We start from the raw sequence: 18,014 nt of genomic DNA, 5'->3' as shown, positions 1-18,014 counted from the left end.
TTCCGCCGAAACGTATCTTGTTCCCATCTGGCTCGCGCGCGAGGACGTTGAACCGGGTAAGGTTTCTGGAACAACAGTGACCCAGCCACACCTGCTTTTCAGCTGATCTCCACTGGAACAAGTCAAACCTGTTCGCGATGTTCCCTGTAATCTGTGCATGACACACCAGGACAAAACCCGGCCAGACCAGGACAAAATTCGGGACAGACTGGGACAAAATCTGGGCACACCAGGACAAAATTCTGTCCTGCCCCCTTCGTCCCGTTTCATAAAATGAGTGCGTATCATGACAATCTCTCAAATGAAAAAATTAATCCACAGCTCCTACCTGGCGACCCGCCACCCGCTTCCACACCCAAGGGAAATCAAATCACGCCCACCAACCGTGAGCGGCAAAGCGCTGGCTGCCGGTAAATCGATCCACCGTCAACCCAGCTACCTGTGGCAAGCGCCATTCCGCTCACTAAGTAAACAGGGTGGTCGCGGATGCAATCCGTGATTGCCGCAGGCAACAGGAGGTCGCAGGGCAACCAATCAATTAATAACCAGTCCCCCAACCCGTGATTCGTAGGGGCAGCGCCTGTGTGCCTGCCCGCCTGGCGACATACCACCAGCTTCAATACCCAAGGGAAATCACATCACGCCTACCAACCGTGAGCGGCAAAGCGCTAGCTGCCGGTAAATCGATCCACCGTCAACCCAGCTACCGGTGGCAAGCGCCATTCCGCTCACTAAAAAAACAGGGTGAGCCCGAATCAAATTCGGGCCGAGCGCAGCGAGCAGGAAACGGTCAGTGTTGCGTCCCCGGGAAGATACCGCTTCCGTTTGCGAGCCAGCGCCAGCCCAAAACACAAACGGTCTATTCTAAGAAAACGAAACAACCACCCCTAGCTGAAAATCGCGAACCGGTAGACAGAACTCAGCGGGTACCGGCGGCAGGCAGGGAAGCAATGAACTCGTCGAATACGCGGCGATACTCTTCGGTCTGCGGATCGTTGTGACCTCCGCCCGGCAGGACGACAAACTGTTTCGGACCGCCGGCCGCGTCGAACAGCTTTCGTCCCAGTTTGATGGGGATCAGTTGATCGTTGTCGCCATGACTTTGCAGCAACGGTCCCTCATAGTTCCCAATCTTCGCGGCTGAGTTCAATCGCTGCGTCATGTTCAGACTGGGCAGGATCCAGGGGAAATGATGGGCTGCAGCATCAGGCAGCGAAGAGAATGTGCTGGCAAGCACAAGTCCCCGTGCACCATCTTTCGCCGCCAGATCCACAGCGACCGCGCCTCCCAGCGAACGTCCCATGACGACGATGTCCGTCTCCTTAACGCCGGCGCGTGAAGCCAGCCAGGCACGAGCCGCCCGCGCGTCCTGCAGGATTCCGCGTTCGTTTGGCTTGCCCTCACTCTTGCCGTATCCCCGGTAATCAAAGGTCATCACCGCGAGCCCATGACGCTCATTCAGGATTTTCAGCGATTCGCCCCGGCTGACAATGTTCCCCGCATTGCCGTGACAAAACAGCGCCACCGCCTGCGGTTCAGGATGATCCAGGTACCAGCCATGCAACTTCGTGCCATCTTCCGCTTCAAACCACGCTTCCTCAAAGGGGAGATTCTCCGGCAGCGCGGCCGATTCAGGAAAGGGACTCGGATAATAAACCAGCGCACGTTCGACCGGAACCAGCGGCGAAAGCGGCCCCAGCGAGGCACAACCAGCCGGCAGCAACAACAGCCCCCACACGAGTTGGCAACAGAGTCGCATGATGATCTCCGAGAGAAAGAAGCGACGGAGCGTACGCGATCTACATCCAATCAGTCAATGTTGATCTCTCGGAGGGGTACTCGAATCGACTATGCCCCTGTCAGACCACAAGTTAGAGCAACAATAACCAGCCCACCAACCCTGAACGCCATTCCGCTCACTAAAAAAACAGGGTGGTCGCGGATGCAATCCGTGCTTACCACAGGCAACAGGAGGTCACAGAACAACCAATCAATTAATAACCAGGTCCCCAACCCGTGATTCGTAGGGGCAGCGCCTGTGTGCCTGCCCGCCTGGCGTCTTTCTTTCTCAGTAAACTTCTTCGAAGGCAACCGGAAAAACGAGCCACCGGGTGGTCAAACGACTCAATCCTTCCCACCCGCTTTCCGTGGAAACTGTTTCTCCAGCAACTGCACCGCTTTTTCAAACTCCCCCTGATCCGACGGGTGATCAATAATGTTCGTGTTCTCTTCCGGATCGCTGTCGTGATCATACAGCTCCCGCGCGATCACTTTACCTGTTTTGAACTCGCGCCATTCGGTGTAACGATAGCGGGGCGTACGCACCGAAACACCCATGTTCTCGGGCTGCTTTTTGTAATACGCGGGGCGTGGGTGCTGCGTGTAAGCAGCCGGCTTCACGGTCTTTGTGGGATCTTCCAGTACCGGCACCAGGCTCTTGCCTTCCAGCTTCTCGGGAGCAGGCAGGTGACAGAGCTCGACCAGCGTGGGATACATGTCGAGCAGTTCCACCAGGGCATCGGAAGACTCGCCCGCCGTCTTCATGTGGGGCACCGAAATCAGCAGCGGCACACGCGCATCGTTTTCGAAGTTCGACGTCTTACACCACAGGCCGTGTTCGCCCAGGTGAAAACCATGATCGGACCAGAAAACGATAATCGTATTGTCGCTCAGCCCCGAACGATCCAGTTCATCCAGCATCTTACCCACCTGCGCGTCGAGAAAACTGATCCCCGCCAGGTAACCGGATCGGATCTCGATGATCTGCTCCCGCGTCAGTTCCCCTTTCGCGGCCCGCATCAGTTCGCGGCTGTCGTGTAAAGCGATCTGGGGAACGTTTTGCGGAGGCTTGGAATTGCTGGCCGGTTTCACGGGACTCTCTTTGTAGAGGTCCCAATATTTCTTGGGAGGATTGAAAGGCAGATGCGGTTTCCAGAACCCGACCGCCAGAAAGAACGGCTGCTGTTTCTGTTCAAAGCCTTTCAGTGCTTTCACCGCGAGGTCACCAATCCGTCCGTCGAAGTACGCCGAGTCGGGGACGTCGCGTCGCTCGGTCCGCGGTGCGGTCGCGAGGTTCATCGGCAATTCCCGGTTATTATTGAGCTGCGGCTGATCGTCATCGTGACGCGCGTAATGCAAAACCGCAGGCACACTCCAGGAGGCGGGGTCGCCTTCGATTTTCTGGCGCCAGTTGTGATACACCTTACCGATGTTCTGCGTGAAATAGCCGTTCTGTTTAAACAGCTGAGGCAGGGCGACGATATTCGGATCAGCTTCGCGAAAGTGTTTCGGCAGATTCCAGATTTCCAGGCTGTCCGGTCGGCGGCCCGTCATCAGGGAGGCTCGCGAAGGATTGCACAACGCCTGCTGACAGTACGCCTGTTTGAACAAAACGCCCCGCGACGCCAGCCTGTCGAGGTTCGGCGTCTTAACTAGCGAATGACCGTAGCAGGCCAGGTCGCACCGCAGATCGTCAGCGGCAATGAACAGCACGTTCGGTTTATCAGCGGCGAACAGCGAAGGGGACACAACAGGGCAGAGGAGCAGCAACAGCGCGAGCACCAGCAGTCGAGGGCGTCTGCCTGAAATATGCATGGATCAACTTTCTATAAGAGATGCAGGGAGAGAAGGTTACGCGTCCTTTATTCTGCAGACTCATCAGGGGGGATGCAACACTGGATCGCCGTGCCCGGGAGTTCGTCCGGATTTCTGAAAAAAGTGGTTGACATTTGATTTTAACTGTATTACTGTGTTGATACAGTTCTCAGGAGTGAAACAATGCAGATTCAACTCTCAGAAGCGGACGGCACCCCGTATTACCAGCAGGTGGTAAACCAGGTCAAGTTCCTGGTGGCCTCGGGGCGTTTGCAGCCGCACGATCAACTTCCTTCGGTGCGCGGGCTCGCACAACAGTTGACGATCACTCCCAATACCGTGGCCCGCGCCTATCGTGAGCTGGAAGCCGAAGGAGTTGTGATCTCCCGACGCGGTTCCGGCGTTTACATTTCCAGTGGCGTTTCTCCCCTCTCGAGTAAAGAAAAACGCCGCATTCTCAACGAACGCATGGATGCCCTGCTGACCGAATCGCGTCAGCTGGGCGTGGATGAAGAGACCCTGCTGAAGCTGCTGCGGGAGCGCAGCCGTAAGTTTGATGCACACCCCCAAGAGGTCGAACCATGAGCACGCACGTCATTGAAATCGAAAATCTGAGCCGCCGCTTCGGCAAGAAGCAGGCCCTGGCCAACGTCTGTCTCTCCGTACCCGAAGGAGCCGTCTTCGGTCTCGTGGGCGAGAACGGCGCCGGCAAAACCACGCTGTTGAAACACATTCTCGGCTTCCTCAAACCGCAGTCCGGCACCGTAAGGGTCTTCGGTCTCGATCCGGTCGCCGATCCGCCGGGCGTGTTGAGTCGCATCGGACATCTCTCCGAAACCCGCGACCTGCCCCCCTGGATGACGATTCGCGAACTGTTTGAATTCACGCGGGCCTTCTATCCCAAGTGGGATCCGGTCTACGCCGAAGAGCTGCGGATGATGTTCGAACTCACGATGACGCAGAAAGTCTCCACGCTTTCCCGCGGTCAGCTGGCCCGTGCCGGGCTTCTGCTGGCGCTCGCCCATCGTCCTCCGCTCTTGGTGCTGGACGAACCATCGTCGGGCCTCGACCCTTTGGTCCGCAAAGACATTCTGGACGCCATCATCCGCACGGTCGTCGATGAAGGCCGCACCGTCCTCTTTTCTTCGCACCTGCTGGACGAAGTGCAGCGCGTTTCGGATCAGGTCGCCATTCTCGACCAGGGCCAGCTGCTGCTCACCAGCCCGCTGGATGAAGTTCTGGTCTCGCATTTTCGACTGACGGTCAGCTTCGCCGAGCCGCAGCCCTTCTTCCCGCAACTGACCGGCGCCTTGACCTGGACCGGTTCCGGCAAGGAATGGGACATCATCTGCAACGGCCAGCGGCAGGAACTGGAAGCCGCCTTAAAAGACCTGGACGCCGAAATCCTGGCCCAGACGGCACCCACCCTGGAAGAAATCTTCGTAGCCCGCATGAAATCAGCCGCCCGGAGTTCGTTTAAGGACTGAGTACCATGGCAGACGGTCTGTTACGGGTCACAACATATTCGTTGAGAACATACTGGCGCAGTGTGTTTGTCATCACATTGCTTCTGGTGCTGCCTCCACTGGTGCTACGGTCACTGCCACCAGAGGGAATACAGTTCTTAAACCGTCTACTGTTCATTCCTCTCCCCGCGGCTACTTTAGATGGCCATTTATTCTTCGTGGCATTCTCCGGATTCCTGTTTCTGGTTCTGGGTTTAAATGTATTGGATCGAGCCCAGAAATCGATAACCCGAATTCCTGTCGCAACAGCAGAAATTGTCAGTGGATTAATTCTGACTTCCTTAATTATCACAGTTGTCGTCAGCCTGGTTTCGGTTGCCGTTTATCGTCAGTTTATCTTCGGAGAAGCGCGATTTAATGAACGCTGGCCTGTGTTGGGGCCTACGCTGTTTCTGTCAACCATGGTGGTTGTCATGCATTGCGCTTTCTGGCACTTGAAGGCCCTTGGTGTATTCAGGCTCATATTCTGGCCCTATTTTTGTGCCGGAGCCATAGGTTGGTTTGTGACTCGCTACTCTCCCGGCGAATCTCCCGGATACTTCGTTCCCTGGAAGCAGGTCACACCTGTGGAGTTTCTGACCATGTCCGTCGTCTTTATAGCGGCCTGGTTCGGGGCGATTCGTTCGTGTGCCCTGGTGCGCTGTGGTGTCGCGGTACCTACTTTGACCTGGGAACGTTTAAAAAAAGAATTGGATGATTTGAAGCGCCGTACGCTCATCGCCAGACGAAAACACCCCGATTCCATCTCAGCTGGTGTAGCCCAATTGTACTGGCTCGATTCCTGTCGCACGCTGATTCTGCTCATTGCTTTATTGGGTTGTCTTGTTTTTTTCATCAATCTGGTCTTTTTCATAGATCATACAACCCAGGGTGAGATTGAATTGAATCCATTCATGAGCCCGATGTTTGGTATTTCCGCAATCTATTCGATACAGGCTGCTATCGCGATCTTGTTCGTGGGCCTGATAAATTCACTTGCGAAGCGAAAAGATCACCAAATGAAAGGTTATCTGGCAGGCGTGCCTCTCTCTGATCGGGAACTCTCCGCTGTCCTGCTACGTTGCATTCTGAAATGTGTAATCCTCTCATTATTGTTTGTTGTGATTCTGGGATTAGCAGGCAGCTATGTCGCCTTTGTATTGTTACAAGGGACGGATGTCATCAGGCAGTGCTGGCAATCTATGGTGGCCTTTGAAGCAAAGGGTGAAATTGTAGTCTTTGCTGGCTATGCTCTTCTGGCATACTGGATCTTCGTCGCGAATAGCATCTCTTTCTTTTGGATGATTTCTTCGCGTTTCTCAGAGAACGTGATTCTGCTACTCCCACTATTATTGATTGCTGCAGTCTGTGGCATTTTTTATCCAGCGTTTGGTTTTATTCTCTTGCTGCTCTTTGCCTTACTGAGCTGGTCTGCCACCGTAATCGCTTACATCCAGGCATACCGTACCAGTCTGATTGGTTCGCAGATCATCTGGCTCGCAGCGCTGTTTTGTCTAATCGTTCCTGCTTTCTACTGGAATTTCTGGAACTACAGTGAATTACCATTGAAGCTCTTTCGATCATCCTCGCTCGTGCTTGCTATCACCCCCTTCGCGACGATCCCCCTGGCGGTCTCGTGGAACCGGCATCGTTAATTGTTCAAGGTGCAACCATGTCATCTGCCTTTGTCATGACAACTCGACTCATCTGGAAGCGTGCCTGGCTGGGGGCACTGCTGACGGGGCTGGTCCTCGTGACGGGACCGGTGGTTTTGCCAGCCGTGCTGCGCCTGTTGCCGGGAGTTGTGAATGAAGACCTCGCACAACTGTTGCGAAGCCAGCTGTTGATCCTCGCGCTGTCCTGGGTGGCCTTTGGTTTGTTGTGTATCAACGCGGCTTATCAAAGTCCGCTTCAGCTCACGCGCGGACTGCCTGTCACGTCAGCCCGCATCGCCAGTTGGGTGATGTGGTCCACGGTGGTGATGGTGGTGGTACCCGCACTGTTGATCAACGGTCTGGTCCGGCTCCTGGTGATGGGCGCCACCTGGCCGGACCGCGACTGCTCTGTGCTGGGACCGACTCTGTTTATGACTGCATTCATTATGGTCGCCTGGTCGGCTTACTGGAGTCTGCAGGCCAAGGGTTTCTGGCGGCTGCTGTTCTGGGCCAGCACGATGGGGGCACTCGTGGCCTGGTTGGTCTCCCGCTATTATCCCGAGGGAAAGCTGGTTCCCTGGAAGGTGGTGACACTGACGGAATGGATCACCGTGCTGGTGATTTGTGGGGTAGCCTGGCTGGCAGGAATCCGTGGCTATGCCCGCATTCGTTGCGGTGTTGCAGTCACGAGCCGTCCCTGGTCCCGAATCGAGAACTGGTTGAACGGCGACCGAGGGCAGCTGCGCGAGCAAAGTATTCCCGTTGTCGGTTCCCGGGTACAAGCCTTCACCCGTCTGCACTGGCAGGATGGTTGTTCTCCAGTGACTTTGCTGGCGGTGATCTTCGGTGGGCTGACACTAATCTTAAATCTGTATGGTTACTTCTATAAGGCGATCTACGGATATGTGAACCCACTGATTGGCTCTAATCAGCCATTGGCCACATTTGGAGTTTTTCTGCTCTCATCTTTCGCCATGTTGCTTCTTCTGGGGCAATCACTGTTACTCCGGGATTTCTCCTCGATGAAGGGATATCTCGCGCAACTTCCGGTTTCCGATCAAGAGTTATCTCATGCCCTGGTTGTTAATTTATTCAAATCGCTTGGACTGCTGCTGTTCTGGGTAGTTATTTTCGGTTTCGGTGTCAGTTACCTGACGATTGTTTGCTATGAGGGATTGGAAGGCTTCTATCGAGACTGTAATTGGTTTTTGAAAGAGAAGTTTTTTCTGGTGCTACTGTTCTCCCTGTTGATGGTCTGGATGCTGATATCCAACGGACTGTCACTGGCCTGGACCGGGCATACGAAATTCATGGGGTATGTCTTCGGTGTTGTCATGGTGTTGTTTTATCCCACATTGATTCTGTCTGTCGGACCATTGAGAAATCAGCGGCCCGGTTTATTACTTGTCTGGACACTGTTGGTCATTGGCATGATCTGTATCGTGGCCATTTTGGCTTTCCAGAATGCGCACCGTCTCGGACTGATATCACACAAGACCATCTGGCTGGCGACCATCTTCTATCTGGTCATCAGCATCGTCTTCTGGAACTTCTGGAAAACCGATCTGTTGATTGACCGCGTTTTGTTTTCCGCCTTTATGATCTTCACCGTACTCCCCTTCGCGACGATCCCCCTGGCGGTCTCGTGGAACCGGCATCGGTGATGTGGGCTTTTCAATATTGTAGTTGTGTTTTCGTAACTTGAATTCTGAGGTGTGGTGATGACAACCGCATTATATGTGACGACGAAACAGTTCTGTAAACGGGCCTGGCTGGGGGCGCTGCTCGCGGTTGGAATTCTCGTGCTCGGACCACTGTTCTTCATGCTGCTCTCGCGGATGCTGGCGGTGAGCGTCGGTCATCTGGCGGACAATCTCCGCGGCTATTACTTCGCTTATCAGCTGATCTCGCTGGTCGTCTTTCTCACAGTCGCCCTGCATGCGCTGACCGGTTGTCAGCAGTTGTGTCGCGGGCTCCCTATCTCTTCGCGGGCAATCGCCTCCTGGATGATGCTGGCAATGGTCGGCCTCGTCGTCGTCCTGCAACTGGTGACCAACGGCGCCTATCGCCTGTTATATTTTGAAACGGAGACCCTCACACGCAACTGGCCCGTCCTGGGGCCGCTGCTGTTTATGATCGCCTTGACGCTGGCGGGGAACCTGATTTACTGGAGTCTGAAATCCCCCAGCTTCAGTCGGGTCCTGTTCAGCGTCGGCTTGATCGGCGGACTCTTCACCTGGTTTCTGACACGCTACTACCCGCACGGTTTTCAAAAGCCGTTCGTGATGTGGCAACAGGTGACCCTGGGCGAATTCGTTACGCTGCAACTGGTCTGCCTGGGAGCCTGGTACCAGGGCACCCGGGAGTTCGCCCGCTTCCGTGCCGGGACCGCGGCGCCCAGTCAAACCTGGTTTCGCGTCGAACAACTCTGGTCGGCCCTGATTTCCGGTAGCGATACCCATGGTCTGCTGCTGCCGCTCTCCAGTCGAACCGCGCTGGCCAAATATCACTGGCGACATACCTGTCAGCGGGCCGTCGTGATGGGCGGCGTGGTCCTCGGGCTGGCAGTACTGCTGATTAACGTCCAGAGTACCATCGCCTTCGATCGGCACAGCCCGGGAATCAATGACTTTCCCGAACTCATCGAAAGCTACTTCGGCATGACGCTGTTGTTCAGCTGGATCGCCTCTGTCTTTATCGCGGCGTTGTTAATGCGGGGCATGCACGCCGCGGGACGGACCAGCATGAACTCCTTTCTGGCCAAAGCTCCTTTATCTGACCGCATCCTGGGCGCCACCCTCAATCGTAATGTAGTGAAGACCTACGTAACGGTCTTCCTGCTGTTTGAAGTCATTCTGTTCTTGACCTGCCTGCTGCTCTACCTAATGCATGGCAGGGAGGCACTACAGCCAGACGCATACCGGTTCGACTGGTTCCGTCTCTGGTTGAACTACACCCTGGTCATGTTGATCGGCTACTGGTTTTTCGGGGCGAATCTGATTTCCATTCTCTGGACCGGTCGTACTTGGTTTTACTGGACGATGCTGGGACTGTGTGCCGCCAGCTTTCTGTTTTTTGTCGGCGTCCTCATGGTTTCCAGGAACTATGTGTTTCATCATTATGTGGAGTTGGTTCTGATTCTGTTCTATTCGCTGCTGATGCTGGGCGGGACCGCGTTTGCTTACCGGTCCGCCACGAAAAAAATGCTGATTACCCCCGGGACGGTCTGGACTGCGCTGGTCAGTTGGATGCTCTGTACTGTCACGGCCTGGGTGTATTTGTATCCCGATCGCGTTGACATCAATCGCATTGCAGAGCTGATCTTCCTCGGATCCATGCTCTCGCTGCTGTTTGCCCCCTTCGCGACGATCCCTCTGGCGGTCTCGTGGAATCGGCATCGGTGATGTGGGCTGCTCTAAATTGTTGTTGTGTTTTTCGTAACCTGAATCCTGAGGTGTGGTGATGACAACCGCATTATATGTAACGACAAAACAGTTCTGTAAACGGGCCTGGTTTGGGGCGCTGCTCGCTGTGGGTACCCTGATCCTGGGACCGTTGGCATTCGTGCTGCTCACGCGCATGCAGGGACTGAACCTGGAATACATGGACCACGACCTCACCGGCTACCACTTCGCGTACCTCGGGCTCTCCTGGGTCGGCTTCCTCGGAGTCTGCCTGCATGCCCAGTCGGGCTGTCAGAAGCTCTGCCTCACGCTCCCCGTCAGCTCGAAAGCCATCGCCAGCTGGATGATGTTCACGATGGTCGGACTGGTCGTGCTGTTACAACTGCTGACCAGCGGTGCCTATCGCATGCTGTTTTTTGACGAACACTGGCTGGCCGACTACTGGCCGCTGCTCGGCCCCCTACTGTTTATCGTCTCGTTGATCCTGGTCGGACACTGCCTGTTCTGGATGATGCACGCCCCCAGCTTTACCCGCCTGGGAGTGGGAGCCGCGGTGATCGTGGGCATGTTTTACTGGTTCATCAGCCGCTACTATCCAGCAGGCTTCCACGCGAAACTGATTCCCTGGAGCCGGGTTTCGCTGGGCGAATTCGTCACGCTGCAAATCGTCTGCATCGCAGCCTGGTACCAGGGCACGCGGTCCTTTGCCTTGTACCGCGCGGGGATTGCCGTTCCCAGCCCCGCGTGGGAACGCATGCTGCTCTGGTGGAACGCATTGTTGACCGGGGCAATTCCCGATCAGCCGCTGGTTCCCCTCTCGCGTAGCGATACACTCGCGAAACTCCACTGGCGGGATTCCTGTCATCGGGCCGTCATCTTCTCAGGACTTCTGTTTGGCTGCATGGAACTGGGCATCACATTCGCGATCGGGGCTGAGTTAAACCAGCGCCAGGGGAATATCCTCGACGCCGCCCAGGGCTGCCTGATGATTACGCTGATGACCAGTCTGATCTCGTCCATCCTCGTTGCCTTCATGCTGGGGGACGGCATCTGCAACCCGGGGCGTGCGGAGATGCGACGCTACCTGGCAATCGCGCCTTTAAAAGATACCGAACTGATCCGGCGGCTGTTTCGCAATCTGATCAAAACCTGTCTCTGCACGCTGGCAATTATCTTCGGTGCGCTACTGCTCAGCCTGACGATCAACTCGCTGCTCTGGGGACCAGGCCTGGCGAAACAGCTCGGCCGACTGCTGATTAACGAAAAAGAGTATCTGGCGCAGATACTGCTGGCGTTTTCCGGGTTCTGGCTGCTCGCCGGGAATGCGGTCTCGGTGCTTTGGACGGGACGCAGCTGGTTCATCAACACCACTGTCGGTGTCGTGTTCGGCGGACTCATCTTTTATATCGTCACGATTAATCTGCTCGAAACCATCTTCCGCGATTTTATGCTGTCGCGGTTCATCGTCGTCGCCATGTTAATGCTCGTGTATGCCTTGATCATGGGAGGCACCCTGATCGCCTACACCGGTGCCCTGTATCAGGGATTGATTTCGAAACGCAAAACCCTCTGCTGCGGTCTGCTGTTCGCGCTGGGAGTCACGATGATCGTGGTGGGAATTCTGCAGACTGCTTATTTGTATCAGGGCCGGCCGCAGTGGTTTTTCTTTTTCCTGTACTCGGCTGTGCTGGCACTGCTGCTGGCACCGTTTGCCACAATTCCGCTGGCCCTCCGCTGGAACCGTCACCGCTAAATGCTTAAAAGTGAGACTCATTTGATGAACGCCGCATTAGTTACGACTACCCGACTCTTTCTGAAACGGGCCTGGGCCGGTGCGCTGCTCGCGGTTTCGGCGCTGGTGCTCTGTCCGTTAATGTATCGGCTGGTATTCGCGGAGCCGGGGCGCATGTTTGCGCAGGAAGATCTGTTCGGCGTCAACATCATGTATCTGATTCTCTCGTCGATTCTCTTTCTGGCCGTCGGTTATAACGCCATCCAGGGCACCCATAAAATCTGTATGGGCCTGCCCGTGCGTTCCACGCCGATCGCCACCTGGATGATGCTGGCCACCGTCAGCCTCGTCGTCGTGCTGCAACTGGTCACTAACGGCGCCTATCGACTGCTGTTTTTCGATGCGCACTGGCTCTCCGAATACTGGCCCCTGTTAGGACCGCTGCTGTTCATGGTGACGGTAATCCTGGTCAGCCATGCGATTTACTGGGGCCTGTATGCCGTCAGTCTCACCCGCATTGTCTGCTGGACCTGCCTGGTCATCGGGATGTGCTGGTGGTTTGTGGCCCGCTACTACCCGGAAGGGTTTCAGGCACGCGCTATTTCCTGGAAACACGTCACGCTCTCCGAATTTCTGACTCTCCTGGTCGTCAGTGTGGGCGCCTGGTATTTCGGTACCAGGGAGTTTGCGCGGGTTCGCGCAGGACTTGCCGCTCATAGCCCGCACTGGCGCCGTTTACAAGACTGGTATGAATCGATCGTAACAGGCGCCGCAACCAGCGGCCGGTCCGAGACCCTTTCCGTCAGTACTTCACTCTCGCGACTGCACTGGCGCGATGGCTGTCAACGGACAGTGCTCAACTGTGGCATGGTGGCGGGAGTCGCGGTCTGGGTGGTCAACCTGATCACCATGACCGGCTTCGGTTCGACCTTGCATCAATGGGCCGATGGATTCCTGGTAATTGTCGCCGTCTTCGGCGTGCTGGCGGCCATCCTCTCCGCCTTCCAGATTGGCGAAAGTGTCTGCGTCCCGGGACGGAAAGAAATGAAAGCCTTCCTGGCGACCGCCCCTCTGTCGGATCGCGAGTTCAGTTACACCCTGTTCCGCAACCTCGTCAGGTCCGTGGTGACGATATTTCTATTGACCGAAGCAGGACTGCTGATGACCATCGTCACCCTCTTACTCGTGAAAGGGCCGGCACTGCTCGACTGGAATCTGGTCCGCGTGGGAGGCACCCTGCTGATCTACGGATGCATCTACCTCTTCGCCTTCTGGATCATCGCCGCGAATGTCATCTCCCTGTTCTGGACGGGGCGCACCCGGTTTATCTTTGGTGTCATCGGATCAATCCTGGCAGGCTTTGCCCTCATCGTCGGTGTCGGAAGTTATCTGAGCGACGCCTATTCTCGCCAGCTGGTGATCTTATCATTTTCGGTATTTGAATGCTTTCTGCTTGGAGTCTTCCTCTGTGTTATATTGTTAATCTGGGGAGGAACAGCATTCGCCTATCTTGTCGCCTGCCGCAAACAGCTGATTCGGGTCTCGACCGTATTCGCCGCCCTGGTGCTCTGGGTGGTCGGTGTCGTGATCTACTTCGCCTTTTTTGCTCGACCGCCGCATCCGGGTTACTATTACACGGATCTCTTCGGTCAACTCACGCTGGTCGCCCTCTGTACGCTTTCGCTGACGCCCATCGCCACTGTTCCGCTGGCCCTCCGCTGGAATCGGCACCGGTAAGCTCAGGGACAATAAGCAATTACGGCTGATGCCTTCGGTCGTAAATCCTGTGAAAATCTCACTTTCAATTCAATTCAGCGTCGATAGTGACTTGCAGTCCTGTGCGCAGCGACTAAAAATATGGAATTGAGGTAACTTTTCTGTTCCGGGACCACCATTTTCATAGCGTTCCCGTCGTGAATTGTGTGCACACATTCACTGCAACAACAGTTATCCGCCCGATACAGCTTTTTTAAGTCGTCCACGTAGTGAGGTGAGATAATGGCGCTGGAAAAACAACGTAAATTCGTGCGAACCCTGATCGCAGGCGGAGCGGCCGCTCTGCTGATCCACGTCGGTACCGTCGCTGCGCAGGCAGAGGACTTCGTCATCGAAGTTCCCGCCGGTCTGCCCCCGGTTCCCTTCCCTGCAGACAACCCGCCGACCCCGGAAAAAATCGCGCTCGGCAAGCAGCTCTATTTCGACAAACGTCTTTCGCGGGACAACACCATCTCCTGTGCCAGCTGTCACGATCCCGGCAAGGGTTACAGCAACGCCGATCAGTTCGCGACCGGCTTTAAAGGCCAGAAGGGGGGCCGCAATTCCCCCACGGTGATCAACGCCGCCTACAACAACTTCCACTTCTGGGACGGACGTGCCGGCTCCCTGGAAGAGCAGGCACTCGGACCGATCGCCAACCCGATCGAAATGAACCTGACACTCCCGGAAGCTGTCGAACGGATCAATAAGATCCCCGGCTACAAATCACAGTTCCAGAAGATCTTCGGCTCCGATGCGACTGAAGAAAACATCGCCAAGGCCATCGCCTCTTACGAGCGGACCATTCTCTGCGGCGATGCTCCTTACGACCGTTTCAAAGCCGGTGACAAGAAAGCCCTTTCGCCCGAGGCCCAGCGGGGCATGGAACTCTTTTTCGGTCGGGCGGCCTGCAGTTCCTGTCACTCCGGTCCCAACTTTACTGACAACGCGTTTCACAACATCGGCGTGGGTATGGATGCGGACAAACCGGATGAAGGACGCAAGACCATCAGCAATCTCGGCGGCGATACCGGCAGCTTCAAAACGCCAACGCTGCGGGACATTGCCAAGTCCGGACCCTACATGCACGACGGCAGTATGAAGACTTTGAAAGAAGTCGTGGAACACTATAATAAAGGCGGTGTTCCCAACGAATTTCTCGATGAAGAGATTTTCAAGCTGAATTTAACACCGCAGGAAGTGGATGATCTGGTGACCTTCATGAAGGAAGGCCTGACCAGTTCGAATTATCCTGAGCATAAGATGCCCGAGTTACCCAAGTAAGATCGCGGCGGACATTTCGCGTTACAGGATGAGTTTTTGGAAAACTAATTGAAAATCCCCTTTTCAAAGGAAGATGAACACCATGCAGTGGAATTTACAACAAATCTTGAAACTCAGCGCGTACTGCCTGACCGCAGTCTGCCTGACACTTGGAAGTTCTCATCTGATCGCCGATGAAAAAGGTGATAAGAAAGGCGACGACAAAAAAGCCGCCGAGAAGAAAGAAGAGCCCAAGAAAGAGGCTCCTAAAAAAGAAGAGCCCAAAAAGGAAGAGAAAAAAGAAGCTCCCAAGAAGGAAGAACCCAAAAAGGAAGAGCCTAAGAAAGAGGAGCCCAAAAAAGAAGAACCTGAAAAGCCGGCCGTGACCGTCAAAACCCTGGTCACCAACCTGGAAAGCCCCAGCGGGATCGCCATCCAGGAAGGCACCGGACACGTCTTCGTTGCCAGCCGTTACGGTGTTTACCGTTACGACCCCAAAGGCAAAACCGTCGATCTCGAAATCGACGCTTACCCGACCGATGTCTACGGCAAAGGTCCCAAGTACAACATCGGACCCCTGGGCCTGACCTTCATGAGCAAGGACATGCTGGTCGTCGGTGACGGCAGCCGTCCCGATGGTGAAGAACTGGTTCGCATCTACAAAGTCGGTGACAAGCCACTGGCCAAGTGGGTCAAAGAAGACACCGCTGCCCAGACTCTGGGACCGATCAAAGCCGGCGACAAGTCTGCCAAAGGCGAAGGTAACTTCTACGGCGTCGCTTTCGGCGACGGTGCGATCTTCGTTACCTGTAACGGCGACGACACCAAAGGCTGGGTCGCCAAGTCGGTTGTCAAAGACGGCAAAGCCGGTCCGCTGGAACCCAGCATCGAAACCAAAACCGCAACCAACGTTGATGCTCCCGCACCGATCACCTTTACCCTCGACGGCAAAGAACTGGTCGTCGGTCAGATGGGTGAAGTCAACGTCGCCGGCGATTCGCTGCTGACCTTCTACGATCCCAAAACCGGTAAGCTGACCAAGAGCCTGAAGACCGGCCTGAGCGACATCGCCGGCCTGGCTTACAGCCCCAAAACCAAGAAACTGTACGCCACCGATTTCTCCTGGGTCGACGCTGCCAAAGGCGGTCTGTTCGAACTGAAAATCGAAGGCGACAAAGTGACTGCCGAGCAGATTGTCACTCTCGACAAGCCCGCAGCCATCGCCTTTGACAAGGAAGGCAACCTGTATCTGAGCACCTTTGGAACTCAGGGAAAAGATCCGGAAAAATCTCCCGGTTCACTTTCCGTCATCAAAGCTGGTCTCTAAAACTGACGCTCATGACACGGGTTGATCCTGCAGACAGGCAGCCCGTGTCTTGTATTTTAAAAACATTTCGATTCACCGTTTATTGAAGGTAAGACAAGACTAATGACAGCTCAAGTAATGCAGCCCGCTCCCGATTTCGCACTGCAGGGTTACGATCGCACCTCCGATTCTTTCAAGGATTACAAACTGGAAGATTTCAAAGGCAAATGGGTTTGCCTGTTCTTCTATCCCCTGGACTTCACGTTCGTCTGCCCGACTGAGTTGGTTGCATTCAACGAAGCCCTCGGCAAGTTCGAAGAACGGAACTGCCAGGTGCTGACCGCCAGCACCGACAGTAAGTACTCCCACAAAGGCTGGTGCGACGCTGATCCCCAGCTGGCCGACCTCAAGTACCCCATGCTCGCTGACGGAACTCACAAGCTCTCCAGCGACTACGGCGTTCTGAAAGAAGAACTCGGTATCTCACTGCGTGGTATCTTCCTGATCGATCCGGAAGGCGTCTGCCAGTGGCTGGCCATCCACCCGCTGAGCGTTGGACGTAACGTCGACGAAGTACTGCGTGTACTCGACGCACTCCAGACAGGCGAAAACGTTCCCTGTAACTGGAAGAAAGGCGAAAAGACTCTCTAAGTCTTTCCCCGCTGCAAAGCATTCAAAGCAGGAGCTTCCCGCATGGGACTCCTGCTTTTTTTACGCGAGGCGGGAGGGTGGTAGCGGGAATTAAATCAAAATCTCCCTCACCTTTCAGACACCTATTCCAGGGACTCACCGACAATGAAGCGTTTACCAGATTCGGAACGGCAGTAATAAGCCCATAACACAGGACGGGCTCCGTAATTATTCGGGTCAGTCACTGATTTACCTGGCATAATCCACGCTCTGTTCCTGAGTCCGTACCACTCTTGAAACTCTTCTGCACTGAAGAATGAATTAGTGACGGTGGAGAGCCGCCAGCCTGCATTCGTCTTAGTATATCCCGCAAATCGTTCGACTCGGATCGGTTCATTGGAGATGTTGGTGAGAGTCGTTGCATAATGATCCGGGCTGTTGGGATGTGCCGGGCAGGCACCATAGGTGATCCGAATATAGTTCCTGCCGATGACGAGATCATCAGCTTCCAGAATGTCGTCGTCAGTTTTCCGCGAGGGCAAAAGTCCTGAAGTACCTGGTGGCAGCGGGAGTCCACATAGTTCGGCATCAACAAGCTGGCCGTTAGTGTAGGCGACAGCAAATGCGCGAACACGGGAATACGGGATAGCATTACCGTCCTGAAGGTAGAGTGTGCTGTCCGTGACCTCGGTTACAGTATCCCACTCTGCTGGCGCAGTTACAGGTATACCAATAAAGATTGTGTAATCGGCGTTTTCCAGTGCCAGGGTACGAAGCCGGTTGGCGACACCAGCCTGCACAACACCGTGTTGTCGCAACAGCGACAGGACAGCCACCAGTACAACTGCAACTGCGACGAAGATGATAATCACGGCGGTATTCGATTCAAACATCGGTGTTCTATTCACAGTGGATGGTTGATACACACAAATTAATTATCACACAATCTATCAGGAGTTCTGTCGATTCTCAATTGGACCGGAAAAGAGGGACGAAAAGGTGACTGTAACTGAAAAGGCGAAAAGATGCTCTAAGTCTTTCCCAGTTGAATATGCGGCTGGACAATAGTGTCGAGGTAAGTACGCATAATTACATGCGATCTTGAGGTACTTGTCCCAATCAAGCTGATCAACTCAAATCAATGTAAGAAAATTAGCCGCAGGGCATTAG

At 54.9% G+C, this 18,014-nt stretch carries 13 protein-coding genes; 10 read left to right on the top strand and 3 right to left on the bottom strand.

The features are described from left to right. Positions 1–919: 919 nt before the first annotated feature. Entirely contained in the window at positions 920–1,759 is an 840-nt protein-coding gene (locus HG66A1_RS29235) for an alpha/beta hydrolase (RefSeq protein ID WP_145192699.1), read from the bottom strand. Between the two features lie 365 nt (positions 1,760–2,124). Further along, positions 2,125–3,594, bottom strand: coding sequence for a sulfatase (locus HG66A1_RS29230; protein WP_145192697.1), 1,470 nt, complete (start codon positions 3,592–3,594; stop codon positions 2,125–2,127). 183 nt (positions 3,595–3,777) lie between these two features. On the opposite strand from HG66A1_RS29230, the gene HG66A1_RS29225 reads away from it, so the two are divergent. The 10 genes from HG66A1_RS29225 (at position 3,778) to HG66A1_RS29180 (ending at position 16,865) form a co-directional block, all read left to right on the top strand. Beyond that, positions 3,778–4,179 (top strand): GntR family transcriptional regulator, encoded by a 402-nt coding sequence (locus tag HG66A1_RS29225; protein WP_145192695.1) that lies wholly within the window; start codon positions 3,778–3,780, stop codon positions 4,177–4,179. After that, positions 4,176–5,081: an ABC transporter ATP-binding protein gene (locus HG66A1_RS29220; RefSeq protein ID WP_145192693.1), complete on the top strand. Its 906-nt coding sequence runs from the start codon at positions 4,176–4,178 to the stop codon at positions 5,079–5,081. Before HG66A1_RS29225 ends, HG66A1_RS29220 begins: the two co-directional genes overlap by 4 nt. 620 nt (positions 5,082–5,701) lie before the next feature. Beyond that, positions 5,702–6,754, top strand: coding sequence for a hypothetical protein (locus tag HG66A1_RS29215; RefSeq protein WP_145192691.1), 1,053 nt, complete (start codon positions 5,702–5,704; stop codon positions 6,752–6,754). 17 nt (positions 6,755–6,771) lie between these two features. After that, positions 6,772–8,418: a hypothetical protein gene (locus HG66A1_RS29210; RefSeq protein ID WP_145192689.1), complete on the top strand. Its 1,647-nt coding sequence runs from the start codon at positions 6,772–6,774 to the stop codon at positions 8,416–8,418. Positions 8,419–8,475: 57 nt separating this feature from the next. Further along, on the top strand, positions 8,476–10,158 hold the full coding sequence (locus HG66A1_RS29205) for a hypothetical protein (protein ID WP_145192687.1): 1,683 nt from the start codon (positions 8,476–8,478) through the stop codon (positions 10,156–10,158). Positions 10,159–10,216: 58 nt separating this feature from the next. Beyond that, the gene (locus HG66A1_RS29200; RefSeq protein ID WP_145192685.1) at positions 10,217–11,911 is read left to right on the top strand and encodes a hypothetical protein; all 1,695 of its coding nucleotides are present in this window, start codon (positions 10,217–10,219) and stop codon (positions 11,909–11,911) included. Between the two features lie 24 nt (positions 11,912–11,935). After that, positions 11,936–13,627, top strand: coding sequence for a DUF3810 domain-containing protein (locus HG66A1_RS29195; protein ID WP_145192683.1), 1,692 nt, complete (start codon positions 11,936–11,938; stop codon positions 13,625–13,627). A gap of 261 nt (positions 13,628–13,888) precedes the next feature. Beyond that, the gene (locus HG66A1_RS29190; RefSeq protein WP_145192681.1) at positions 13,889–14,929 is read left to right on the top strand and encodes a cytochrome-c peroxidase; all 1,041 of its coding nucleotides are present in this window, start codon (positions 13,889–13,891) and stop codon (positions 14,927–14,929) included. 82 nt (positions 14,930–15,011) lie between these two features. Further along, on the top strand, positions 15,012–16,235 hold the full coding sequence (locus HG66A1_RS29185) for a YncE family protein (RefSeq protein WP_145192679.1): 1,224 nt from the start codon (positions 15,012–15,014) through the stop codon (positions 16,233–16,235). Positions 16,236–16,337: 102 nt separating this feature from the next. Next, positions 16,338–16,865, top strand: a complete 528-nt coding sequence (locus tag HG66A1_RS29180) for a peroxiredoxin (protein ID WP_145045158.1) — start codon at positions 16,338–16,340, stop codon at positions 16,863–16,865. A gap of 122 nt (positions 16,866–16,987) precedes the next feature. Here HG66A1_RS29180 and HG66A1_RS29175 read toward each other — a convergent pair whose 3' ends face one another. Then, a complete protein-coding gene (locus HG66A1_RS29175; protein WP_145192677.1) occupies positions 16,988–17,737 on the bottom strand; it encodes a hypothetical protein in 750 nt (249 codons plus the stop codon). Between the last annotated feature and the right edge of the window lie 277 nt (positions 17,738–18,014).

The organism is Gimesia chilikensis, from assembly GCF_007744075.1.
GTDB classification, from domain to species: Bacteria; Planctomycetota; Planctomycetia; order Planctomycetales; family Planctomycetaceae; genus Gimesia; species Gimesia chilikensis_A.
This window is presented reverse-complemented; position numbering and strand designations above follow the sequence as displayed.

Coding starts and splice junctions, on each gene's coding strand:
- HG66A1_RS29175 (WP_145192677.1), bottom strand. CDS start 17,737: ATGTTTGAATCGAATACCGCCGTGATTATCATCTTCGTCGCAGTTGCA.
- HG66A1_RS29215 (WP_145192691.1), top strand. CDS start 5,702: ATGTCCGTCGTCTTTATAGCGGCCTGGTTCGGGGCGATTCGTTCGTGT.
- HG66A1_RS29230 (WP_145192697.1), bottom strand. CDS start 3,594: ATGCATATTTCAGGCAGACGCCCTCGACTGCTGGTGCTCGCGCTGTTG.
- HG66A1_RS29225 (WP_145192695.1), top strand. CDS start 3,778: ATGCAGATTCAACTCTCAGAAGCGGACGGCACCCCGTATTACCAGCAG.
- HG66A1_RS29190 (WP_145192681.1), top strand. CDS start 13,889: ATGGCGCTGGAAAAACAACGTAAATTCGTGCGAACCCTGATCGCAGGC.
- HG66A1_RS29205 (WP_145192687.1), top strand. CDS start 8,476: ATGACAACCGCATTATATGTGACGACGAAACAGTTCTGTAAACGGGCC.
- HG66A1_RS29185 (WP_145192679.1), top strand. CDS start 15,012: ATGCAGTGGAATTTACAACAAATCTTGAAACTCAGCGCGTACTGCCTG.
- HG66A1_RS29220 (WP_145192693.1), top strand. CDS start 4,176: ATGAGCACGCACGTCATTGAAATCGAAAATCTGAGCCGCCGCTTCGGC.
- HG66A1_RS29235 (WP_145192699.1), bottom strand. CDS start 1,759: ATGCGACTCTGTTGCCAACTCGTGTGGGGGCTGTTGTTGCTGCCGGCT.
- HG66A1_RS29195 (WP_145192683.1), top strand. CDS start 11,936: ATGAACGCCGCATTAGTTACGACTACCCGACTCTTTCTGAAACGGGCC.
- HG66A1_RS29210 (WP_145192689.1), top strand. CDS start 6,772: ATGTCATCTGCCTTTGTCATGACAACTCGACTCATCTGGAAGCGTGCC.
- HG66A1_RS29200 (WP_145192685.1), top strand. CDS start 10,217: ATGACAACCGCATTATATGTAACGACAAAACAGTTCTGTAAACGGGCC.
- HG66A1_RS29180 (WP_145045158.1), top strand. CDS start 16,338: ATGACAGCTCAAGTAATGCAGCCCGCTCCCGATTTCGCACTGCAGGGT.